The following is a 23283-nucleotide window of genomic DNA, read 5'->3' on the forward strand; positions in this document are numbered from 1 at the left end:
AAGGAGTAGTAAATGGCGTTTGCGCAATGGGCAGCCTTGCCTTGGGTAAAATCTCAAAAAGATAAAATTCAATGGGGGCAACTCACTGGCAGTGGTTTAAGTATTGCCATTGCACAAGGGGTTAAACAACAAGATGGCTTAGTGCTTATTGTTACCCCTGATACACCCAGTGCACTGCGCCTTGAAACAGAGTTGGAGTGCTTGCTACCCGAGCATCCAGTAATGATATTCCCTGATTGGGAAACGTTGCCTTACGATCATTTCTCACCCCATCAAGATATAATTTCATCGCGCTTAGCCACCTTAAATACTTTAAAAAAAGAACAACAAAGTGTATTAATTGTGCCTGTGTCTACCTTGATGCTACGTACCGCCCCTGCTTCGTTTATTTATGGTTCAACCATTAATTTTAAAGTCGGTGATATTCTCGATACCCACAAACTTCGCAGTAACTTAGAGCAAGCAGGCTATTTGCATGTGCAACAAGTCATGGAGCATGGTGAATACGCCATTCGTGGCTCGATTGTTGATTTATATCCAATGGGCAGTCCGCATCCATTTAGACTCGATTTTCTTGATGACGAACTTGATACCATTCGTTTATTTGATGTTGAAAGCCAACGCTCGGATGAAAAAGTCGATAAAATTGAATTACTACCTGCTCATGAGTTCCCTACCAACGAAGCCGATATTGAACGATTTAGAATAAACTACCGTGAAAAATTTGGTGCCAGCTCATCGCAAGATTCCGTGTATATGCAAGTGACCAAAGGCAATTGGCCTGCTGGTATCGAATATTATATGCCGCTGTTTTTTGAGCAATTAGCCACTATCTTTGATTACCTGCCAGATACTGCAACAGTGATGCAACTGGGAGATTTAGAAGATGCTGCGGAGCATTTTTGGCATGATATTAATGTGCGTTATGAAAACCGTCGAGTCGATCCACTGCGCCCGTTACTTGAGCCAGTTGCACTTTATCAACCCATTAATGAACTGTTTGAAAATTTAGGCAACTTTGCTCGCATTCGGTTATCGCAAGCAAAACTCGCGACAAAAGCAGGCAATAAAAATCTAGTCACCAGCGAGTTACCCGCAATACGCATTGATCATAAACTACATGAACCCTATCAAGCATTTATAAATTATGTAGCAGCGCAAAAGAAACAAAAAGGCCGTATCTTACTGTCAGTAGAATCCGATGGTCGCCGTGAATCTCTGCTGGCTATACTTAAACCCAGCGGCTTAAAGTTTAAAGAGTTTTCATCATTCGATGAATTTGTAAATAGCAGTAGCGATGTTGGCTTAATTGTCAGCCCACTAGAACAAAGTGTAGTACTTGGTACAAAGCCCGCATTATCCATAGTTACTGAACAAGAATTACTTGGCATTAAAGTATCGCAGCGTCGCCGTCGTAAACATAAATACGAAGCTAGCCAAGATGCGCTCATCCGTAACTTAGCTGAACTTAAAGTTGGCCAACCGATTGTGCACTTGGACCACGGTGTAGGCCGCTACCAAGGTCTGCAAACGATTGATGCGGCGGGACTGATCACCGAGTTTGTAACCATTATCTATGCCAATGAAGCAAAGTTGTATGTGCCAGTGTCAGCCCTGCATATGCTTAGCCGTTACTCAGGTGGCGAAGAAGCCAGCGCACCTCTGCATAAGCTCGGTTCAGATGCGTGGGAAAAAGCAAAAAAACGCGCAGCTGAAAAAGTACGCGATGTTGCAGCTGAATTACTTGATATTTATGCTCAGCGCCAAGCTAAAGCTGGTAATGCATTTGCCCTTGATGGTGCTGCTTATCGCGTCTTTAGTGATGGGTTTCCATTTGAAGAAACTGACGATCAGCGTAACGCTATCGAAGCTGTGCTAGGTGATATGCAAAGTAAACAAGCAATGGATAGGTTAGTCTGTGGTGATGTAGGTTTTGGCAAAACTGAAGTTGCGATGCGCGCCGCCTTTGTTGCTGTAAACGATAATAAACAAGTAGCGGTTTTAGTACCAACTACCTTGCTTGCACAACAACACTTTGAAAACTTTAAAGATCGATTTGCCGACTTACCCATTGAAGTCGGTGTGCTGTCTCGCTTTAATTCACCTAAAGAACAAAAAGACACCCTAGAAAAAATGGCTAAAGGTACCTTGGACATCGTCATTGGTACTCATAAATTGATCCAAGCCGATATTATCTTTAAAGATCTTGGCCTGCTAATTGTCGATGAAGAACACCGGTTTGGGGTACGTCAAAAAGAGAAGATAAAATCGCTGCGTGCCGATGTTGACATTTTAACACTCACTGCAACACCAATCCCACGTACATTAAATATGGCCATGAGTGGTATGCGTGATCTTTCAATCATCGCGACCCCTCCTGCAAAACGCTTAGCGGTTAAAACATTTGTTCGTCAACGCGATGCAGATTTGATCAGAGAGGCGGTATTGCGGGAAATAAAGCGCGGTGGCCAAGTATACTTTTTACATAATAACGTTGAAACTATTGACCGCGTGGCAGAAGAAATTAGTGAGTGGGTACCTGAGGCAAGCGTCGCTTCTGCCCATGGCCAAATGCGCGAACGTGATTTAGAACAACTGATGAGCGAATTTTACCACCAGAAATACAACGTACTTGTATGTACTACCATCATTGAAACGGGAATTGATATCCCCACAGCCAATACAATTATTATGGATAGAGCCGATAAACTAGGCTTAGCGCAGTTACATCAGTTACGGGGTCGAGTTGGTCGCAGCCATCATCAAGCTTATGCTTACTTATTAACGGGTAATCCTAAAGGGCTGTCGAAAGATGCTGTAAAACGCCTTGAAGCCATCGAGTCACTGGAAGATTTAGGTGCCGGTTTTGCACTCGCAACCCACGATTTAGAGATCCGTGGTGCTGGTGAGTTGCTTGGTGATGATCAATCAGGACAAATGCAAACCATCGGCTTTAGCTTATATATGGAAATGCTTGAGCAAGCTGTGAAATCTCTTCGTGAAGGCAAAGAGCCTACCCTTGATAACTTGCTACAACAACAAAGTGAAGTGGACTTAAAATTAGCCGCTTTACTCCCTGAAGATTATATTCACGATGTAAATGCGCGACTAGGTATTTACAAACGGGTTGCCAGCTGCGCTAACCTAGATGATATGGACGAATTACAAGTTGAGCTGATTGATCGCTTCGGTCTGCTGCCTGATGCAACTAAAAACCTATTTAGTTTGCAACAACTAAAACTCAAAGCCAGCGAATTAGGCATCAAAAAAATTGAAGCAAATCCAAAAGGTGGCTATTTTGAGTTTAGTCAACATACTAAGGTTAACCCTAGCTTCATTATAGGTTTGATACAAAGTGCACCTAAGGTGTATAAAATGGATGGTGCAAATAAGTTGCGCTTTGCGATCAATGAGGCGAATGCCCGTGAACGCTTAAAAATGGTCACTGCAATGATTGCAGATTTCGAAAAAAAGGTTAGCCATTAATGTTGCTTAAAAAATCTCTTATCCTACTGTGTTGTGTATTTAGTAGCACAGCATTTGCAGAACGTTGGTTTGAAGTAGAAGTACTGATATTCAAACAGCGCCCTGCCCCTTATTTGCAAGAAGATTTTAGCTTAGACAAAGATCCAATTAAGGCTAAGCGTAGCGTTGATTTACTGACACCACTTTATACTGCACAAGCTAAACAGGAGTGTATCAACGGCGACACTCGCTTTAATTCACAGTCATTAACCGATTCTGTGATTGGTGCCAGTCGCTCTAATTTATGTGATGACAGTATTGACTACCTACACAGTTACTCAGCACTTCCACTTAGCCCAATAGCGCCTGTTAAAGATGATATGGAGCAAACCTACTTACTTGCTCCCGAACAGCTACAATTTATTTCACAACAGCAAGAGCTGGCGCGAAAAGGACTCAAGCCTATACTTCATACAGGATGGCGTTTTGAAGGTGCGAGCCAATCTCGCTCTGAAAGTATTAAACTGTTTGGCGGTAAATTATTACGCGCACCTGTGATTGCGCAAACGCCACAGTATACAAATAATGACTTTATTAGTTTAGTCAACACCAACCAGAGCATAGCCCCAGTAGTTGAACAAGCTACTGATCAATGGGAGCTAGATGGTAGCTTTAATATTTACTTGCGCCATTATTTATTTATTAATGCCAGTTTTGATGTGAATGAAAGACAAGCCAACGGTGAAATCCAACACGCTCGGTTCTCACAATTCAAACGCGTTATAAGTGGCGACATTCATTATTTTGACCATCCTAAAATGGGCATGATTGTACAAATTAGAAAATTCAAACACTAAATAAAGGAAGATGATCGAATGAAAAAGCTTTTAATTATTGCTGCAGCATTAAGCCTAGCAGCTTGCTCAAAAGTAAGCTTAGAGAATTACGAAAAAATCGAAATTGGCATGGATAAAACTGCAGTAGAAGCTATTTTAGGCAGTGCTGATAATTGTGTTGAAAAAACTCTGCACACAAATTGTACATGGGGCGATGACAGTAAAAACATTGAAATCACCTTAGTGTCAAACAAAGTATCTTTGTATAGTAAAACTGGTTTAGAAAAATAAACCATTGCAGTAGGTAGTAACAAACTTACTACCTACTGACTTCACGTTATTAGCACAAATAACTGATAATGATACAGCCAAAGCACTTGCCAACATTTATTCCATTTCGCTATAAATAAGCTCAATACTAACAATTTTACTTCTATTTAAAGTGATTTTATAACGCTGGTACTTTATCTCTTCGTCATTTTGATATGAAAGCACTACATTTAGTTGATAGCGCCGCTCCACACTTTGTTTAGATATTTTATTATTATCAAGATGATACAGTTTACCTTCGCCTTTTTTTAAGTTCCGCGCAAACGCCGCTAAACTAAACTGCAAGGTCTGTTGCAAGCTATCATAACCAGGTAAGAACTCTTTTGCATTAACCCGTATTTCACTGGCAAAGTGCAGCCATTGCGCTGCTTGTTTATTTTGTTGACGTCGTTTTGAAAATATTTTTCGTACATCCTCTGGAATATGTTTAAAGCGTGTATATTCAAGCCAGATGTATTGTGTAGCTATTTTATCTTTGGTAACACTATTTCGAAATTGAAATCGCCATTTTGGGCGCCCTTTCACAATAGCTCGCCAAATAACTCGTGTTATGTCTTCTTTAAAAATTTCTCGCATCCCGTAAATAGCGCCCAAAATGATCACTAATGTTGCAGTCACTTCGGTAAATGAGATCCGCGCATTCAGAACCACAACCATAACAAGCGCCATTATAATCGCTGTAACGGTTCCTTTAACCAATCGTTTTAAATAACTATTAAGGTAACGAGTATTACGATTTAACACCACACCATGCTCAATCAAACGCTGTAAAAGACGCATCTTATTGGTGATCCGGTTTGCATCCTGAAGGGTTGATTCCGAGTTATATTGCAGCTCATGTCGATAATCTTGCTCGGCTTTACAAAAATTCATCAGATCATTACGCTCTTTCGCGTAATCACTGCTACGTGGCCCTTCGTCAAGTAATTTTAAAAACGACTGCTCAATATGCCAACTCAGATAGTTATCTGCATTGGTATAAAACGAGATCAGTTTTTCATCATCAGGTGTGTAACGCCTTAGCTTTTTAAGTAAGCTTTGACTTTGTTCACATAATTCAATAGCGCGCTGATAAAACTCATCAACTTCTTCAATCTTTAATGTATCTTTGATATCAGTATCAATCGCTAGGCGGACTTGATAACAATACAAATTGAGGTTTTGCCGATAGTCTTGTTGTTCACCTTTATTTTTACTAACAAAGCGACTGCGCACTAAAGGTAAATGGATATTATTGGCGTTATACGCTAAATACGATTTGAAGTGGTTATTAAAATACGATTCTTCTGTTAACGTTTGCGGATTGATGCCCATTTCATTCGGAATAGAAAAGTACATATCAATGCGCTGTTCAGAGCGCGGGCTCAATTCAGGTTCAATTATAAAGGATAAGTTTTCATCCTGTTTTAGCAATCAGCTCTCCTAATAAGTAAAAAGATGCATCTAGTTTACTGCCACACTTTCATTTGTTCAATAAAAAAGGCCTAGTAAACTAGGCCTTCATAAGAATCCAATATTCTTACTAATTAGAATTTAACATTCACACCAGCGAAGAAACGACGACCCAGTACATCGTATGTGTACGGGTCAGTGTTTGAATCATTATTACCTGTGTAGTAAGGAGGTTGCTTATCAAATAAGTTGTTTACACCTGCAGATAATGCAACAGTTTCATTGATCATGTATGAACCACTGATGTCATGGTAGATAACAGTTGGTGTAGACGGCGCAAAACACGTGTCTTTACCGATACATGAGTAACTATCCATACCAGAGATGTAACGAGCTTGATACTGTGCATCCCAGTTATCGCCAGCTGCATTTAGTGTAAAGTTAGACTTAAGATCTGCATAGCCACCAATGTTTGAAGTTATCAAACCAGCGTAATCAACAGTATCATCAAGAACAGTTACAACATACTCGTCTAGGTAAGTAGTGTCTAAACCTGCTTTCCAGTTAAGGCCTGCAGCTTCAAAGCTATATGATAAGTTTAAATCTACGCCAGACGTTTCCTCAGCACCAACATTTTGCAGCTGATTGTTGAAACTAATTCGACCTGTGCTATCCATGCCGATATTAGCTGACTGACATAATACAGAATCAGCATTTGCAGTTGTTGCTAAACATTGATCGACAATATATTGCTCGTTAACTGATGCAATCGCATTATCAATCTCAATTTTGTAATAATCAATTGTCATGCTGAAGCCGTCAAACCACTCTGGCTCGTATACGATACCTGCTGTGAAAGTATCCGCTTCTTCAGGAGTAAGTAATGAGTTACCACCTACTGTTACTTCAGCTTGATCTTGTGCACCAGGGAAAGTTACACGTTCAAAAGAAGGTGAATTACCTGAATAAAGCTCAGAAACGGTTGGTGCTCGGAATGCTGTAGATACTACACTACGGAACATTAGTTCGTCATTTGCTTTCCATGTTAAACCTAGCTTCCATGTTTCGTCAGAACCAAATGTGCTGTAATCAAACGCACGGATTGCAGCGCTAAGCTCTACGTTTTGAGCAAATGGTGCATCAGCAAGTAATGGGATTGCAAATTCAACATACGCTTCATTTACGTCAAAGCCGCCAGCGGTTGGTTCAACCATAGGGTCATTTGCAAGGCCTTGCGCTGTTAGTGAATCTGGTGTGTACCATGCTTTCTCTTGACGGTGCTCAACGCCCGCAGCAAAAGCAGCATAACCTGCTGGTAATTCAAACATTTCACCTGATACAGATGCTGAAACTATAAATAACTGACTACCACCATTGTTTACTTCAGTGTAAACATTTTTACGGAAATCTTCAGATGTCCATGCAGCTTGATCAAGCGGGTTAAATGTACCTTCAGTGATTTGTTCTTGGATAGCACCCATATTGTGAAGGTTGGCTGTCTTATCAACAGAATCGTTACGACCGAAGTTAGCTGACACATCCCATGAGTAATCACCTACAAAACCTTCTGCACCAATTACCGCACGAACAGTGTCTACTGACTGTTCGAAATAACGAGGGCCAGTGTCTGACATACGACGCCCATAAGAGATATCATCACCATATGCGTAGTTTAATGTGTCAGTAATATATTTACCGTCTGCATCACGATCTGCAAGACCATCGCCATTGCGGTCAACTTTACCTACATAAGTTTGACCAAGTAATGAATCGCCCATATTTTCATTGTACTTGAAATCAAACCATACTGGCTGTGCAGCCATTTGCTGTTGCGACCAACGTTTTGTGTAGGTAAATTCCGTAAATACACGTGTATCGTTTGAAATTTCATAACTTGCAAGGCCAGTTAAGTTCAAACGCTCCATTGGCGTGTATAAGTAGCTATCTGGCGCAAAGTTATAAAGGTCTGAATCTGTATACGGATGGAGTCCACCAAGGCCGCCTAAACCATCATCGGTTGGGGCAAGACCTGAAGTAACAGGGTTACCATCAGCATCAACTGTTGAACCATCTTCATTTACATCACCAATTACACCACCTTGCCAAATATGGCCACCTGGGCTGTATGGAGAACCACCGTTACAATTTAGACCGTTAGCACCTTCTGCAATAGGACAACTTGAGAAATCACGATCTGATTGCTTTGCTTTACCACGGTCAGTGTACTGCATACCGATAACAATGTTACCTTTATCGAATGAAGAACCAACTGTAAAATCGAATGAACTTTCAGTTGCATCGCCTTCGCCTGTGATTGCCGAGTTGACGTTCATATCAAGGCCTTCGAAATCATCTTTTAGGATGATATTCACAACACCTGCAACCGCATCCGTACCATATACAGCAGATGCACCATCTTTAAGTACTTCTACAGATTTGATCATTGAAACAGGGATCGTGTTTAGGTCAACAGTTGATGCAGCGCCAGTACCTGAGGCAATCATACGACGGCCGTTTACAAGTACTAATGTTCTACTAGAACCTAGTCCACGTAAATCAATACGTGCATTACCACCAGAACCATTGTTAACGCCAGGGTTTGTCATTGCACCGCCTGTGGCGGTCATTTTTTGTAATACGCTATCGATGCTTGTGGCACCCATTGCTTTAATATCATCTGCGCCAATTAATGTAACTGGGCTAGCGTTTTCCATATCTGAACGCTTAATGCGAGAGCCCGTAACTTGGATTTTTTCAATTGATTGGGCGCCATCTTCCGCAGCCACTGCTTGCATTGTTGAAAACATAGGGATAGCTGTAACTACAGCTAAACCGATAATAGATTTTTTCATGTGAAACCCTACTTGTTGGAGAAATACCTTGCTCAGGTAGCGCTCGTTTTATTTGAGAATATCGAGTCAGCGAGGGCAACTTAGGCGGACTTAACTGAATGAAATCTGAATGAGCGGTTAATAATTACCTTCGCAATTATTGATAAACCCGCAATAGGTACATTGGTTAATGAATGTTTCATTGTTAACTAGTTAATACACCTTATATTCAAACACTTAAGTGCGAAGAAAAACATTTTAAACATGTATGAAATCAAACTAATGGACTTTGTAATTATATGTAATTAACGTATAAAAATACCTAAATCAGAAAATTTCACAAGTTAATCACATCATTTTATTAAAACTGCAAAACTGACCAACAACTGCTAACCATAGTTATGCAATAATTTTGCGTATTTAAGCTCTATGCAACTTTTTTGATAGCAATATAGTGGGGTTTAGCTTTGTTCATTGCAGCTTAATGTCAAAATAAGGTGGTTTTATGCGCACTCTATAAATTTAACTGAAAATATAAAAATTCAAGGCGAGACTTAAACTAGAAACCCTGATTTACAAATAGATACTCAACTTAATATTCAGCGTATTATTTCAGTAAATATTGCTTTGAAGTGTTTTGAACCGTTAAAGGATCAATTAAGAAATGGGTCCAGTGCATTGTTAATGCATTAAGTCAGCTAATACTTAGCAAATGAAGGTAACAAAAATAGCGTGTTTGGATAGGCAGAATAAGTGATAACGGACATTTGCAACTCTATGCCCTAAGCTTCGGATAGCAACTTTCTTAACCAACACTCCGATTTAATATGGATTAAACTGATATCAATAAGTCGCATCAAAGTAATAAAATACATGCTTAAGTTGACCCTGTGGATTTTTAACTTCGAGTGTCAATTTCCAGGTCATATTGCGCTCGGAACAAATACCAACCATGCTTTGTGCGACTAAAATATCGTCAAGCGGCTCAAACAACACCGGAATATATCCCATATACATAGTGATGCCTTCAAGTTTTGCACTGTGAACTAACAATGAGCTTGGTAACGATAAATTTATCTCAAAAGGCGTTTCTGGCGTTATTTGTTGCTCACTCAACCAAATTTTCACCTGATTATCATACTCGCATAACTGATTTGGCTGACAGCTTGCACCTTGGCGTTGCTCTTCTATACTTAGCGATTGTGGGCCACATGCAATTAACAGGTTCAATACGCTTAAAAACACAACTAAAAGCTTAATTGGCATAATATTCCCTAGATAAAGTAAAGGCTGATACTAATCAGCGCAGTGTTAAAATACAACCACAGAACTAAATTCTTACACAAATGTACAAAAGTGCATCAAAAAATAACCAACTGCATGTGAAAAATTGATTGATGTCATAATTTTATGCAATTGACCTATCTTTTTTAGGCCAAAAATTTTATCATTTCCCCGCAAAAATAAGGGTTTCTCGAGTTTGTTTTCTGAAGCAGTCAAAGCTTTGAGGGTTTTTGATAACATACTTAAGAATAATAGTAGGCCCCACTTTATATAGTGGGTAATTCATTTCTAAACGCATTTATTGCAGCGGAAGCCAGAAAATGAGCCAAACAGTAGCATCACAAACTGAGTACAACTATAAGGTTGTACGCCAATTCGCTATTATGACAGTGATTTGGGGCATCGTTGGCATGAGTATTGGGGTTCTGATTGCTGCCCAATTAGCTTGGCCAGCACTTAACTTTGATACACCATGGTTAACATACTCTCGACTACGTCCGTTACACACGAACGCAGTTATTTTCGCATTTGGTACAAGTGCACTATTCGCGACATCATATTATGTCGTGCAACGTACTTGCCAGACGCGCCTTCTCTCAGACAAATTAGCCGCCTTTACCTTCTGGGGTTGGCAGTTAGTTATCGTACTTGCGGTTATCACTCTACCTCTAGGTATAACAAGTTCAAAAGAATATGCTGAGCTTGAGTGGCCAATCGATATCTTAATTGCTGTAGTGTGGGTTACCTATGCGGTTGTGTTTATGGGCACCATAGCTAAGCGTAAAGTATCGCACATTTATGTCGCTAACTGGTTTTATGCTGGCTTTATCATTACTGTTGCAGTGCTTCACATTGTAAATAGTATGGCTGTGCCTGTATCGTTAACTAAATCATACTCAATCTACGCAGGTGCAGTAGATGCGATGGTTCAGTGGTGGTACGGTCATAACGCTGTAGGTTTCTTATTAACGGCTGGTTTCTTAGGTATGATGTATTACTTTGTACCAAAACAAGCAGGTCGTCCAGTTTATTCTTACCGTTTATCTGTTGTTCACTTTTGGGCTTTAGTATCACTTTATATTTGGGCAGGCCCTCACCACTTACACTACACTGCACTTCCTGATTGGACACAGAGTTTAGGTATGGTTATGTCAATCATCTTATTCGTTCCTTCTTGGGGTGGTATGATCAACGGTATCATGACGCTATCTGGCGCATGGCATAAACTACGTACTGATCCAGTACTACGCTTCTTAGTTGTTTCATTGTCTTTCTATGGTATGTCTACCTTTGAAGGCCCGATGATGGCGATCAAGTCTGTAAATGCCCTTTCTCATTACACTGATTGGACTGTTGGTCATGTTCATTCTGGTGCACTTGGTTGGGTTGCGATGATTTCTATCGGTGCTATTTACCACCTTATCCCAGCATTATTTTCTCAAGGTCGTATGTATAGTATTAAACTGGTTAACACACACTTTTGGTTACATACTGTAGGTGTTGTTTTATACATTGTAGCAATGTGGATTTCAGGGGTTATGCAAGGTCTAATGTGGCGCGCAGTAAATGCTGACGGTACATTAATGTACAGCTTTGTGCAGTCACTTCAAGCATCACATCCATTCTATGTTATGCGCTTCCTAGGCGGTGTGTTCATCGTGGTAGGCATGCTGGTTATGGCTTATAACGTTTACCGTACTATTTCTGCGAAGAATGATTCGTTGAAATTAGATGCGCAAGCACAGTTAGCATAACGGAGTGAGATGATGAGCAATAATAATTCACAAAACAAACATGAAATAGTCGAAAAAAATATCGGCCTTATGGCTATCTTGACTGTTTTTGCTATCAGCTTCGGCGCACTAGTAGAGATAACTCCACTGATGTTCCAAGATGATACAACAAAGCCAGTCGATGGTTTACGCCCACTAAACGCGCTTGAAATGGAAGGCCGTGATATCTATGTACGTGAAGGTTGTTATAACTGTCACTCACAAATGATCCGCCCTTTCCGTGACGAAGTTGAACGTTATGGTCACTACTCGGTTGCTGGTGAGTCGGTTTGGGATCACCCATTTCAATGGGGTTCTAAACGAACTGGTCCAGACCTAGCACGTGTGGGCAAACGTTACTCGGATGACTGGCATTATGCTCACTTAGTGAATCCACGTGCTGTGGTTCCTGAGTCAAACATGCCAGGTTTTCCTTGGTTAGCAGAGGATCGCGTTGATACTAGCCTTACTCTGAAAAAGCTTAAAATTTTCCGTGATACATTTGCTATTAATCCACAAAATCCAGCTCACCCTGGTTTAGGATATGGTAGTGATGAAGAACTAATCGCTGACGTTGCTAAAGTTGATGCTATGAATGACGGTAAGGGTGCAACAGAAATGCAAGCCCTCATTGCTTACTTGCAACAACTTGGCACGCACTTGAAGTAATTAATTATGGATTACGGAACATACAGAGGCATTTTAACTCTGGTAATTTTAGTACTATTTATTGTCATTGTTGTGTGGGCATATAGTAAGCGTAGTAAAACACGTTTTAAAGACGCCGCTAATGTCATCTTTGAAGATGAGAAAAAACATAATGATACAATCTCTAACGAGGAAAAGGGGTCTGAGAAATGACTAGCTTTTGGAGTATATGGGTTATTGTATTAACCCTTGCATGCTTATTTATCATTTTTGGATTACTAGTGTGGAATTTAACAAACTACACTGGTGTTAAAGAAGGTGAAAGCTGCGGGCACGAATTTGATGGTATTGAAGAACTAAATAATCCACTACCTAAGTGGTGGACTTACATGTTCTTTGCAACATTTGTATGGTCAGTTTATTACTTAGCAGCATATCCTGGCCTAGGTAACTGGGAAGGTATTGCTAAGTGGAGCAGTTCTAACCAGGGTATAACCTCTTTAGCTGAATCTAAAAAAGCAGTTGAAGAAGCTAAAGCGAATGGCGAATTTGTAAAGCTTGATGCGGAATATCGCGCTGCAGATGAGCGTTTTGGTCCTATTTTTGCGGCTTATGCTCAGCAAGATATTGAAACACTTGTTACTGATGAAAAAGCACTGGAAATTGGTCAGCGTTTATTTGCTCAAAACTGTTCACAGTGTCATGGTTCTGATGCTCGTGGTGGTCAAGGCTTCCCTAACCTAACTGATAAAGATTGGTTATATGGCGGCACGCCAGATAAAATCAAAGAAACACTTTTATATGGTCGTATTGCTGCAATGCCACCTTGGGGTGCTGCATTGGGTGAGCAAGGCGTTAAAGAAATGACTGCTCATGTACTAAGCTTATCAGGTCGTACCGTTAACCAGAAAGATGCAGCAGCAGGCGCAGCTAAGTTTGCAATGTGTGCCGCGTGTCATGGTGCTGATGGTAAAGGTTCAGTTGCACATAACTTACCGTTTGGTGCACCTAACTTAACTGATAACATCTGGCTGTATGGTGGTTCTCAACGTGCTGTTGAAGAAACACTTAATAACGGCCGTGCCGGTGTTATGCCTGCATGGAAAGATATTTTAGGTGAAGAAAAAATCCACCTATTAACTGCATACGTTTATAGTTTATCGCAAGATAAATAATTAAAATGTTAATGGGTTGTTTATATTTTAATGTTTTAATTCAATAGATTAATTAAGATCAAAAAAGCCTCCATCTGGAGGCTTTTTTTTAGTCTTTTCAATTTAAATCCTATAAAATGCCCTTATCGCAAAACAAATTAAGTGTATTTATGACCTCTACTCCTTGGTATAAAAATTTCTGGCCGTGGTTTTTAATCTTTTTTCCGCTAGTTGCCATCATTGGCTGTATTTCCCTCTTTATAACTGCGATCGGCAATGGCCCTGATATGGTGGTTGATGATTACTATAAAAAAGGCAAAGCAATTAATTTAGAATTGAGCAAATTTGATAAAGCCAAAGCGTTATATTTACATGGGGAATTAAACGTCGAAACAGACAAAGTAAGCTTTAAATTCAATAAAGGGGATACCAGTAATATCCATTCTTTAAAGCTATCGTTTTACCACCGTACAATCCAGGCCCATGATTTTAGTACTCATTTAACCCCTAATGCAAATGGTGAATTTACAGCAATTATTGATCCATATAGTGATGGTACTTATACTGTATTTATTGAGCCAATAGACGGTAGTTGGAAGTTAAAAGAAAACATCACTTTGCCAAGTAAGCAAAGTATTACCATAAGTCCTGAATATAAGTAGTAAAGCTATCATGTCTAATAACTGCTTTCATTGCCTTGAAAGTGTACCATCTGGTTTTAGCGCGACTGTTGTTATAGACGCAAGCGCGCAACCGATGTGTTGCATTGGCTGTCAAACCGTTGCCGAGACAATTGTTGCTCAAGGTATGACAGATTATTATAAATTCAGAACCGTACGCGCTGGTAAAGTCGAACAGCTAGTACCAGAGCAATTAGCATTTATTAGCAGTTACGATAATCCAGATATTCAAGACGAGTTTATTTCTCAAACCAACGACATCAGTGAAGTGTTATTGACCGTTGAAGGGATCACTTGTGCCGCCTGTGCATGGTTGATTGAAAGGCAGCTGTTAAATATACCCGCAATCAAACGCGTTGACGTAAATACATCAACAAACCGTGCGATGATCCAATGGCATAAAGATCAGACACCACTAAGCGACATTATCAAATCGTTATTAGAAATTGGCTACAAGGCCTACCCGTTTCAAGTCGATATTGAAGCAAGTCAAAAGCAGCTAGTTGCCAAATCGTACATTCGCAGGCTCGGCGTAGCAGGCTTAATGACAATGCAAGTGATGATGTTTGCTTTCGCCATGTACTTTGGCATGTTTTCTGGCATGGAAGAAAGCTTTGAACAGTATTTTCGATGGATCAGCTTAATACTCGCTTCACCGGTTATTTTATACAGTGCTATGCCCTTTTTAACCAATGCAATTAATGGCTTAAAAGCCAAGCAGTTAAACATGGATCTTCCTGTATCCCTGGCTATTTTTGGCGCATATGGCGCAAGTAGTTACGCCACAGTGATGGCCGTGGGCGAAGTGTATTTTGAATCAATTTGTATGTTCACCTTCTTATTATTGCTAGGTAAATATTTAGAGTTTAGGGCTCGACTGAAAGCCAGTGATTTTACTGCTAACTTACAAAAGTTATTACCACTTACAGCCCGTACTTTGGATGAAAACGGCCACGAACATATTATTGCAGCTAAAAAATTAAAACTCGGTGACCGAGTCTTAATTAAAGCCGGAGAAACAATTCCTGCAGATGGTGTTATTTGCTCTGGTAGCACCACCGTTGATGAAGCAATGATGACAGGTGAGCATTTACCAGTTAGTAAGTACATTGATCATCAAGTTTTTGCCGGTACCGTAAATCATGATGGTGTAATTGAAATCCTTATCAATAAAATTGGTCAAAATACTCTTTTAAACCAAATAATTAAATTGCAGCACAGTGCGCTTGCCACCCGTCCTAAACTGGTGGAAATCACCGACAAAGTGGCACAGTGGTTTGTTGCCTGCTTGCTGGTATTTGCCTCACTTACCGCCATCGGCTGGTATCAAGTTGACCCTGAACATGCCTTTTGGATCACCATTGCGGTCCTTGTTGCAACTTGCCCATGTGCGCTAAGTTTAGCAATTCCAACCGCCTTAACCTGCGCGGTGGCTACCTTAACCCGCAAAGGAATACTCATTAAGCAGTCTCATGTGCTAGAAACACTACCACAATTAACGCGCGTTGCTTTTGATAAAACAGGCACGTTAACACAGGGGCGTTTTAGCCTAGATGCTGTGGACTTATTAGCAAATTCTTTATCTAAAAAACAGATTTTGGCTCTTGCAGCACAACTTGAAAGTTACTCCGAACACCCTATTGCGACTGCATTTAATGAGTTCACACCCACACAGCGCGACTTAACGAATATTAAAATTCATCCTGGCTGTGGCATCACCGGTGAAGATGACAATCATAACTATGCAATTGGTAAAAGTGGTTGGTTCAACAGTAAAAAAAGTAATGCTCAAGCAACGTTCTACATTGATCAACAACCGGTTGCTAATTTTTACTTTGTAGATGAAGTAAAAAGTAATGCTGCAAACTTAATTACCTCTTTACAACAGCAAGGCTTAACCTGCCACATGCTAACTGGGGACGCCTCAAATGCAGGGCAACAAATTGCTAAGAAGCTCAAACTTGATAGCTTTAAAGTAGGCTGTCTACCAGAGGATAAACAAAGCGAAGTGAAGCTGTGGTCAAGCCAAGGTGAAATTGTTGCCATGGTAGGAGATGGTGTCAACGACAGTCCAGTGTTTAATAGCGCGCATTTATCTATCGCAATGGAAACCGGCGCTGATATTTCCAAAAACACCGCCGATGTGGTATTACTCAATAGTGATTTAGCCGCTATAGAGCATTTATTGACGGTATCGAAAAAAACACGCCGAATAATAAAGCAAAATTTAGCGCTTTCATTGCTCTATAATGGTTCAATCTTACCGCTTGCGGCATTAGGCCTAGTTGCACCTTGGATGGCTGTGATTGGGATGTCTGCCAGTTCCATCATTGTGATCAGTAACTCACTAAGGTTATTAAAATTATGAGTATAATTTATATTCTAGTTCCAATTGCTATTTTATTTGTACTGATCGCGATTGGAGTGTTTTTTTGGGCCGTTCGCGGTGAACAATTTTCAGATTTAAACAAACAAGGTCATAGCATTTTGTTTGAAGATGATAAAGAGCAGCACAAAAAAAGTAATGATTGACCCCTTATTTGTCAGCGCTTTTATCATGGGCCTTATTGGCAGCGGACATTGCATAGCAATGTGTGGTGGTATTGCCAGCTCCTTACAATTAGCCACAGATAAAACCCGACCATTGCAGTACTCCATTGCGTATAACATCGGTCGTGCCGGCAGTTATATGCTCGCAGGGGCGCTCGTTGCTGGGATCAGCAGCCATTTTGCCACCCAAAGTCATTGGTTCGCGTTAATTTTAGCGTTTTTAAGTGGCCTGTTTATGATTTTGGTTGGCTTGTATATCATGCGGTTAGGCGCAAGCTTACAATGGCTGGAATCGCTAGGGAAAACCTTGGTGTGGCAGCACTTGGTAAAACTAAATCGTTTTATAATGCCAATCAACTCATTACCTAAAGCAATGGCTTATGGCGCATTATGGGGTTGGTTACCCTGTGGTTTAGTTTATTCAGCGCTAACCTGGGCGATGACCAGCAACACAGCCCTTGATGGCGCTCTAGTCATGCTATTTTTCGCGCTTGGTACGTTTCCCGCGATGTTAAGTATCGGCATGGGCGCACAAGTATTACATAAAGTATTAAATCACCCATGGGCACGAATAGCACTGGGCAGTGTACTTATTTGGTACGGGATTTATTTACTTATCATTGCAACTGACAAGCTGCTGCATTAATCTTAACAAATTAATGTGACAACATTTAATGGACTGAACTAATGGATTTATATCAAAACAAAGCCAAAAATAATTGCACAATCAGCTGCAATGACTGCAGCATAAGTCAACTGTGCTTACCTTTTACCCTCAATGGGCAAGAAATGGATAAACTTGATGAAATCATTGAGCGTAAAAAACCATTACACAAAGGGGATTTCCTTTTTGAATCAGGAGCGCCACTGAACGCTATTTTTGCTGTTCGTTCTGGTTCATTTAAGTCCTACACCCTTTCAGAGCAAGGTGACGAGCAAATTACTGGCTTTCACCTCGCAGGAGATTTAATCGGCTTTGATGCAATAAATAAAATGGCACACCAAAGCTTTTCTCAAGCGCTCGAAACCTCAATGGTATGCGAAATTCCATTTGAAACACTTGATGATCTAGCGGGTAAATTACCAAAACTACGCCAGCAGATTATGCGCCTGATGAGCAGTGAAATTAACTACGACCAAGAAATGTTTTTGTCACTGAATAAAAAATCAGCCGAAGAGCGCTTAGCTAGTTTTATCTACAACTTGTCAAATCGCTTTGGCGAACGCGGGTTTTCTCGTAAAGAGTTTCGCTTTACCATGACCCGTGGTGAAATTGGTAATTACCTTGGTTTAACCGTTGAAACGATTAGTCGTTTACTGAGTCGTTTTCAAAAAGCTGCTTTAATAAAAGTGGAAGGTAAGTTTATCACTATTCTAGATAGTGATGGGTTATCCGCAGCTGCAGCAATCCACCCAAAATAAACTTGATCTAGCGCAACTAGTTGTTAGCTGTTACTTTAACTACTCACGTTATACGTTACACTCTAGCTATAAAGTAGTTAAAGGAGCAGCTTATGAACACCATCAAACAAATACTCGCCATTATTGATCCAACCGCTGAGTCTCAGCATGGTTTATCTCGCTCTATCGAATTAGCCAAAAAGTCCGGTGCCAGTATCACCGCTTTTATGAGCATTTATGATTTTTCCTATGAGATGACGACCATGCTCTCTGGCGATGAGCGCGAGGCAATGCGCAATGCCGTCGTTAAAGACCGTCAGTTATGGCTGGATGAAATTTTGCAACACTACCCAGACGTCGATATTAACAGCCAAGTGGTTTGGCATAATCGCACTTATGAAGCGATCATCGATACGGTAATAGACCAACAGTTTGATTTGGTTGTAAAAGGAACTCACCAGCACGATACACTTAAGTCAGTAATTTTTACTCCAACCGATTGGCATTTAATTCGTAAATGCCCAGCCCCGGTATTATTGGTAAAAGAGCACGCTTGGCCTTCGCAGGGTAATATTTTAGCTGCTGTTAACGCTGTAAGTGAAAACCAACAGCACCTTGATTTAAACCATCGTATTATTCAAGATGCGCAGTTTTTATGTGAACTGGCTAACGCAAGCCTTAGTATCGTTAACGCCTATCCTGCGACACCGGTAAACATTGCAATTGAAATCCCTGAGTTTAACCCCAGTATTTATAACGAATCGGTAAAAAAACACCATATAGAATCGACCCATGAGTTAGCAGCTAGTCATCAAATCGCCCAGCAAAACTGTGTCATAGAAGAAGGTTTACCAGAGGACGTGATCCCTGATGTAGCAAAGCGCCTTAATAGTGAATTAGTGGTGATTGGTACGGTTGGCCGCACTGGATTAAGTGCAGCCTTAGTAGGTAACACCGCAGAGCATGTCATTGACAGCCTTGATTGTGACGTATTAGCCTTAAAACCCGACGGCTATGTGAGCCCGCTGGCAAAAGATTAAATAAATTTTGTTGATTGAAACTTTAGGCATATAATACGCCCCTTTATTTTACCCATAGTTCTAAAGGGGGCGTAATGTCGCATTCTGTTCAAGCCAAAGCTCAACATAGCTTATCTAAGTTACAAAAACGCTTACGTCGTCAAACCGGTCAAGCGGTGATGGACTTCAATATGATTGAAGAAGGCGACCGTATCATGGTGTGCCTCTCTGGTGGAAAAGACAGTTATACTCTACTTGACATGCTGCAGCATTTACAGCGTGTTGCACCTATTAAATTTGATTTGTTTGTTGTTAACCTTGATCAAAAGCAACCAGGCTTTCCTGAACATGTATTGCCAGCATATTTAGACACTCAGAATATTGAATACAAAATTGTTGAAGAAGACACCTACAGTATAGTGACTGATATTATTCCTGAAGGTAAAACAACCTGTTCGCTATGCTCACGCTTACGTCGCGGTATTTTATATCGTACCGCAAATGAAATGGGGGCCACTAAAATCGCCTTAGGTCATCATCGCGACGATATGATCGAAACCCTATTCTTAAATATGTTTTATGGTGGCAAACTGAAAAGCATGCCAGCTAAATTAATGAGCGATAACGGCGAGCACATGGTAATTCGTCCATTAGCCTACTGTAAAGAAACAGATATTGAACAATATGCTATCAGCCAAGCATACCCTATTATTCCATGTAATCTGTGTGGCTCACAAGAAAATCTGCAACGCAAACATACCAAAGCAATGCTTGCACAGTGGGATATTGAGCACCCTGGTCGTATTGAGAGTATTTTTACTGCAATGCAAAATGTTGTGCCTTCGCACCTAGCAGATAATGAGTTATTTGATTTCACCAACTTAAAAACCGGTGAAGTAATTGATGGCGGCGATATTGCGCTTGATAAACCAGACATACCAAAACAACCTGTACTTAACGATGATGAAACAGCTGATGTTGTGACAATTAATTTAAGTTAACAAATTAACTTAAAGAATAACAATGCCGCGTATATCGCGGCATTTTTGTTTTTCGTTGATAAAGTCAGTTACGGCATATCCATCAACGCTTGGCTTTGCTCATCGACCTTAACTTGATAGTTTTCATGCCTTAAACCAAGTAACTGTGGTAACGTTGCAGCAATACAAATTGACGATAATGTTCCCACAACAATTCCTACAAATAGTGCGATAGAAAATCCCTGTAACGGCGCACCAGCCAATAACCACACACTCGCCACTGTTGCAAGAGTAGTGCCTGAGGTGATTAAAGTACGGGTCAAAGTGCTCTTAATTGATTCATTGATCACCGTATTCACGCTAGCTTGTTGTGTTGTGGAATCTAAGCGCAGTAGCTCGCGTACCCTGTCCCCGACAATAATTGAATCATTTAATGAATAACCAATGATTGCCAGTAAACTCGCTAACACGGTTAAGTTAAAATCAAGCTGTAACCATGCAAATAAACCAACTACCACCACCACGTCATGCATTAAAGCCACAACCGATCCCAACGCTAAACGCCACTCAAAGCGTAGCGCTAAATAAACCATCACGGCAACCATTGCCGCAAATAATGCCAAACAGCCTTGTTCAAATAATTCATCGCCAACTTGAGAGCCTAAGTAAGAAGATGACAACACTTCAGCACCCAATGTCTCATCTTGCGTAAGCGTTGCTAACCAAGGCGATGTACTGGCTTGCTCTGCCTCTCTTAACTGAAAGTGCTGGCTAGATTGAGCGCTTAAGGTAAAGTCATCATGGTGATAATAACTAATTTTTTTCGCCAGCTCAGCCTCACTAATTGGCACTGCAGTGGTAAACTCAGTTAAATAGCCACCAGTAAAATCAAGGCCGAAATTCAATCCTTTTGTAGCAACCCCTATTACAGAGAGCAGCACTAGTAGGATAGATAAAACCAACCCCGATAAACGTAAGCGGGTTGTGGTGCTCATTTTTTCATTTGAATTGCTCATGCGCGAGCTCCTCGCTTATTTGCCAATTTTAAATACAAAGTCTGACTCAACGCCTTAGAAACATACACCCCGGTAAATACGCTAGTTATTAGCCCTAACGCCAGCGTAATTGCAAAGCCTTTGATTGGCCCATAGCCAATACCATATAAAATAATTGCCGTGATCATAGTGGTAATATTAGCATCAAAAATTGTCGCAAATGCTTGTTGGTAGCCCTGCTCTATCGCTTGATATGGTGCTCGGCCTTTACGGCGCTCTTCTTTGATCCGCTCAAAAATAATAACATTAGTATCAACAGCCATACCGATTGTCAGTACCAGCCCGGCTATGCCCGGTAAAGTTAGCACCACACCAGGCAGCAGTGACATTAATCCTACTAAAGCTGTTAAATTCAATAATAAGGCAATATTTGCCACCAGCCCTAAACGGCGATACCACAGCGCCATAAAGGCTAATGTAATACCCATTCCCAACATTAAGGCCGCGAGCCCATTATGTATGTTATCTGCGCCCAAGCTTGGCCCAATGGTTTGTTCTTGTACGATTGTCACCGGCGCAGTTAATGAACCTGCACGTAATAGCAATGCTAAATCCTGCGCCGCTTGTGGGCTTTGCATATTAGTAATACTAAATTGGCTACTCAAATGTTGAGCTATATTGGCAACATTAATCACTTCACTTTTTTTAACTACTTCACCTTTGACATTTTTATAATATTCAGAATACACCGTTGCCATTGGTTTACCGATATTACGTTTGGAAAATGCCGACATCGCCTCGCCACCTTGGCTGTCAAGGCTAAGCTGCACTAGCGGCTTGCCCCATTCATCGCGCCCTGCATGGGCATTATTGATGTGCTGTCCTGAAAAAATAGCAATTGGGTCTAAATTGATCGAGCCACCATTTTGCAGGTTAAAGGTTTTTCCGCCGATTTCTTTAAGCTGATAAAAATCAAGCGATGCTGTTGCACCTATAATACGTTTTGCTTCACTTGGATCTTGTACACCGGGTAACTCAATACGAATACGTTGTTTACCTTGGCGCTGGGTAACTGCTTCAGTAATGCCTAATTCTTCAATACGGCCTCTTAAAGTGGTTAAGGTTTGACTCATTACTTCTTTATCAAACGCATTACTACCTTGTTCACTAAAACTAAATGCAACCGTTGTTAGATTACCCTGTGAATGCGCAGTTGCCATTAAACGCTCAAAACGCTTTAAAACATTCGCCTGTACTGCGGCTAAGTCACTTTTAGCAGCAGGCAACGCGTGTAATTCAAAACCATGGGCATTTTTTTGTACACGAACACCTCTGGCTTTTTCATCACGAATAATTGTTTTAGTTTGTTCATACGCACTATCAAGTTGCTCTTGTTGCGCTTTCACTAAATCAACATCTAATACAAATAACACACCACCATTAAGATCAAGACCTAATTTTATAGGTGCTAATCCTAAGCTTTGTAACCAATCGGGACTTGTTTGATGCGTGACTATTTTTGCATTCAACTGCTTAAATTCACTTTTTAACGCTTGTTGCGCTGCGGCACTTTTGGTTGGCTCTTGTAGTAACACATTTAATGAAAGGCTGTTTTGCGCCACTTGAATTGATTGCTCAACCAGAAACCCATGTTGATTTAAAAAATCAATAACAGACTTTTGCGAAGGAGTATTCGCTAGTAACTGCTGTGAATGTTGCTGGCTCTGCGTTGTACTCAGATGCAGCCACGATTTTGCTGGATATAAATTTGGTAAGGCACTGATCGCTAATAATACCAGCGCCAAAAACATCGCCATATAGCTTATTTTAAAACGCTGTAGCAGCGGTTTTTTTGATGAATTTTTTAACATATTGCTTCCTTTAAACCAATGCAAGCATCGGTTTCTCGCCTCATAGGCGCAGTAATTTATTTGCTTTAGTTGAAT

19 protein-coding genes are annotated in these 23283 nt (G+C 40.6%); 14 read left to right on the forward strand and 5 right to left on the reverse strand.

Going from position 1 to position 23283, the window contains the following annotated elements:
• Positions 1 to 12 precede the first annotated feature (12 nt).
• The 3 genes from mfd to PVK79_RS15935 are packed head-to-tail and all read left to right on the forward strand — an operon-like array spanning position 13 to position 4592.
• A complete protein-coding gene (gene mfd / locus PVK79_RS15925) occupies positions 13 to 3486 on the forward strand; it encodes a transcription-repair coupling factor (RefSeq protein WP_257326157.1) in 3474 nt (1157 codons plus the stop codon).
• On the forward strand, positions 3486 to 4322 hold the full coding sequence (locus PVK79_RS15930; protein WP_257326158.1) for a peptidoglycan binding protein CsiV: 837 nt from the start codon (positions 3486 to 3488) through the stop codon (positions 4320 to 4322). The genes mfd and PVK79_RS15930 overlap by 1 nt, the downstream gene beginning before the upstream one ends.
• A gap of 18 nt (positions 4323 to 4340) precedes the next feature.
• Positions 4341 to 4592, forward strand: coding sequence for a DUF3862 domain-containing protein (locus PVK79_RS15935; RefSeq protein ID WP_149982381.1), 252 nt, complete (start codon positions 4341 to 4343; stop codon positions 4590 to 4592).
• Between the two features lie 96 nt (positions 4593 to 4688).
• Here PVK79_RS15935 and PVK79_RS15940 read toward each other — a convergent pair whose 3' ends face one another.
• From PVK79_RS15940 to PVK79_RS15950, 3 genes are all read right to left on the reverse strand, one after another.
• Entirely contained in the window at positions 4689 to 6044 is a 1356-nt protein-coding gene (locus PVK79_RS15940; RefSeq protein WP_182735217.1) for a hypothetical protein, read from the reverse strand.
• Positions 6045 to 6157: 113 nt separating this feature from the next.
• A complete protein-coding gene (locus tag PVK79_RS15945) occupies positions 6158 to 8875 on the reverse strand; it encodes a TonB-dependent receptor plug domain-containing protein (protein WP_257326159.1) in 2718 nt (905 codons plus the stop codon).
• Between the two features lie 822 nt (positions 8876 to 9697).
• Positions 9698 to 10120: a hypothetical protein gene (locus PVK79_RS15950; RefSeq protein ID WP_145233516.1), complete on the reverse strand. Its 423-nt coding sequence runs from the start codon at positions 10118 to 10120 to the stop codon at positions 9698 to 9700.
• A gap of 338 nt (positions 10121 to 10458) precedes the next feature.
• Between PVK79_RS15950 and ccoN the strand changes: the two genes are divergently transcribed.
• The 11 genes from ccoN to ttcA all read left to right on the forward strand — a co-directional run bounded on the left by ccoN (position 10459) and on the right by ttcA (position 20363).
• Positions 10459 to 11892 carry a cytochrome-c oxidase, cbb3-type subunit I gene (ccoN, locus tag PVK79_RS15955; RefSeq protein WP_145233514.1) on the forward strand — a complete coding sequence of 478 codons (1434 nt, stop codon included), beginning with the start codon at positions 10459 to 10461 and terminating at the stop codon, positions 11890 to 11892.
• Positions 11893 to 11904: 12 nt separating this feature from the next.
• Positions 11905 to 12579 carry a cytochrome-c oxidase, cbb3-type subunit II gene (ccoO, locus tag PVK79_RS15960; protein ID WP_145234075.1) on the forward strand — a complete coding sequence of 225 codons (675 nt, stop codon included), beginning with the start codon at positions 11905 to 11907 and terminating at the stop codon, positions 12577 to 12579.
• Between the two features lie 6 nt (positions 12580 to 12585).
• The gene (locus tag PVK79_RS15965; protein WP_064667100.1) at positions 12586 to 12771 is read left to right on the forward strand and encodes a cbb3-type cytochrome oxidase subunit 3; all 186 of its coding nucleotides are present in this window, start codon (positions 12586 to 12588) and stop codon (positions 12769 to 12771) included.
• The gene (gene ccoP / locus PVK79_RS15970) at positions 12768 to 13733 is read left to right on the forward strand and encodes a cytochrome-c oxidase, cbb3-type subunit III (RefSeq protein ID WP_145233511.1); all 966 of its coding nucleotides are present in this window, start codon (positions 12768 to 12770) and stop codon (positions 13731 to 13733) included. Before PVK79_RS15965 ends, ccoP begins: the two co-directional genes overlap by 4 nt.
• Before the next feature lie 149 nt (positions 13734 to 13882).
• Entirely contained in the window at positions 13883 to 14374 is a 492-nt protein-coding gene (locus tag PVK79_RS15975) for a FixH family protein (RefSeq protein WP_145233509.1), read from the forward strand.
• A gap of 10 nt (positions 14375 to 14384) precedes the next feature.
• Entirely contained in the window at positions 14385 to 16760 is a 2376-nt protein-coding gene (locus tag PVK79_RS15980; protein WP_257326160.1) for a heavy metal translocating P-type ATPase, read from the forward strand.
• The gene (ccoS, locus tag PVK79_RS15985) at positions 16757 to 16924 is read left to right on the forward strand and encodes a cbb3-type cytochrome oxidase assembly protein CcoS (protein ID WP_145233504.1); all 168 of its coding nucleotides are present in this window, start codon (positions 16757 to 16759) and stop codon (positions 16922 to 16924) included. The genes PVK79_RS15980 and ccoS overlap by 4 nt, the downstream gene beginning before the upstream one ends.
• Positions 16917 to 17588, forward strand: a complete 672-nt coding sequence (locus tag PVK79_RS15990; protein WP_182731415.1) for a sulfite exporter TauE/SafE family protein — start codon at positions 16917 to 16919, stop codon at positions 17586 to 17588. Before ccoS ends, PVK79_RS15990 begins: the two co-directional genes overlap by 8 nt.
• 41 nt (positions 17589 to 17629) lie before the next feature.
• The gene (locus PVK79_RS15995; protein ID WP_145233499.1) at positions 17630 to 18364 is read left to right on the forward strand and encodes an FNR family transcription factor; all 735 of its coding nucleotides are present in this window, start codon (positions 17630 to 17632) and stop codon (positions 18362 to 18364) included.
• A gap of 92 nt (positions 18365 to 18456) precedes the next feature.
• Positions 18457 to 19383 (forward strand): universal stress protein UspE, encoded by a 927-nt coding sequence (gene uspE / locus PVK79_RS16000; protein ID WP_182731414.1) that lies wholly within the window; start codon positions 18457 to 18459, stop codon positions 19381 to 19383.
• 74 nt (positions 19384 to 19457) lie between these two features.
• Positions 19458 to 20363: a tRNA 2-thiocytidine(32) synthetase TtcA gene (ttcA, locus tag PVK79_RS16005; protein ID WP_145233494.1), complete on the forward strand. Its 906-nt coding sequence runs from the start codon at positions 19458 to 19460 to the stop codon at positions 20361 to 20363.
• 68 nt (positions 20364 to 20431) lie between these two features.
• Here the strand turns inward: ttcA and secF are convergent, their stop codons facing one another.
• The gene (gene secF, locus PVK79_RS16010; protein ID WP_145233492.1) at positions 20432 to 21358 is read right to left on the reverse strand and encodes a protein translocase subunit SecF; all 927 of its coding nucleotides are present in this window, start codon (positions 21356 to 21358) and stop codon (positions 20432 to 20434) included.
• Positions 21355 to 23208 carry a protein translocase subunit SecD gene (secD, locus tag PVK79_RS16015; protein ID WP_257326161.1) on the reverse strand — a complete coding sequence of 618 codons (1854 nt, stop codon included), beginning with the start codon at positions 23206 to 23208 and terminating at the stop codon, positions 21355 to 21357. Before secD ends, secF begins: the two co-directional genes overlap by 4 nt.
• Positions 23209 to 23283: the final 75 nt, after the last annotated feature.

This window comes from Pseudoalteromonas rhizosphaerae, assembly GCF_028885455.1.
Classification (GTDB): Bacteria; Pseudomonadota; Gammaproteobacteria; order Enterobacterales; family Alteromonadaceae; genus Pseudoalteromonas; species Pseudoalteromonas rhizosphaerae.

Bases quoted from the DNA above. Each gene is read 5' to 3' on its own strand.
- mfd (WP_257326157.1), top strand. From the start codon at position 13: ATGGCGTTTGCGCAATGGGCAGCCTTGCCTTGGGTAAAATCTCAAAAA.
- PVK79_RS15930 (WP_257326158.1), top strand. From the start codon at position 3,486: ATGTTGCTTAAAAAATCTCTTATCCTACTGTGTTGTGTATTTAGTAGC.
- PVK79_RS15935 (WP_149982381.1), top strand. From the start codon at position 4,341: ATGAAAAAGCTTTTAATTATTGCTGCAGCATTAAGCCTAGCAGCTTGC.
- PVK79_RS15945 (WP_257326159.1), bottom strand. From the start codon at position 8,875: ATGAAAAAATCTATTATCGGTTTAGCTGTAGTTACAGCTATCCCTATG.
- PVK79_RS15950 (WP_145233516.1), bottom strand. From the start codon at position 10,120: ATGCCAATTAAGCTTTTAGTTGTGTTTTTAAGCGTATTGAACCTGTTA.
- ccoN (WP_145233514.1), top strand. From the start codon at position 10,459: ATGAGCCAAACAGTAGCATCACAAACTGAGTACAACTATAAGGTTGTA.
- ccoO (WP_145234075.1), top strand. From the start codon at position 11,905: ATGAGCAATAATAATTCACAAAACAAACATGAAATAGTCGAAAAAAAT.
- PVK79_RS15965 (WP_064667100.1), top strand. From the start codon at position 12,586: ATGGATTACGGAACATACAGAGGCATTTTAACTCTGGTAATTTTAGTA.
- ccoP (WP_145233511.1), top strand. From the start codon at position 12,768: ATGACTAGCTTTTGGAGTATATGGGTTATTGTATTAACCCTTGCATGC.
- PVK79_RS15975 (WP_145233509.1), top strand. From the start codon at position 13,883: ATGACCTCTACTCCTTGGTATAAAAATTTCTGGCCGTGGTTTTTAATC.
- PVK79_RS15980 (WP_257326160.1), top strand. From the start codon at position 14,385: ATGTCTAATAACTGCTTTCATTGCCTTGAAAGTGTACCATCTGGTTTT.
- ccoS (WP_145233504.1), top strand. From the start codon at position 16,757: ATGAGTATAATTTATATTCTAGTTCCAATTGCTATTTTATTTGTACTG.
- PVK79_RS15990 (WP_182731415.1), top strand. From the start codon at position 16,917: ATGATTGACCCCTTATTTGTCAGCGCTTTTATCATGGGCCTTATTGGC.
- PVK79_RS15995 (WP_145233499.1), top strand. From the start codon at position 17,630: ATGGATTTATATCAAAACAAAGCCAAAAATAATTGCACAATCAGCTGC.
- uspE (WP_182731414.1), top strand. From the start codon at position 18,457: ATGAACACCATCAAACAAATACTCGCCATTATTGATCCAACCGCTGAG.
- ttcA (WP_145233494.1), top strand. From the start codon at position 19,458: ATGTCGCATTCTGTTCAAGCCAAAGCTCAACATAGCTTATCTAAGTTA.
- secF (WP_145233492.1), bottom strand. From the start codon at position 21,358: ATGAGCAATTCAAATGAAAAAATGAGCACCACAACCCGCTTACGTTTA.
- secD (WP_257326161.1), bottom strand. From the start codon at position 23,208: ATGTTAAAAAATTCATCAAAAAAACCGCTGCTACAGCGTTTTAAAATA.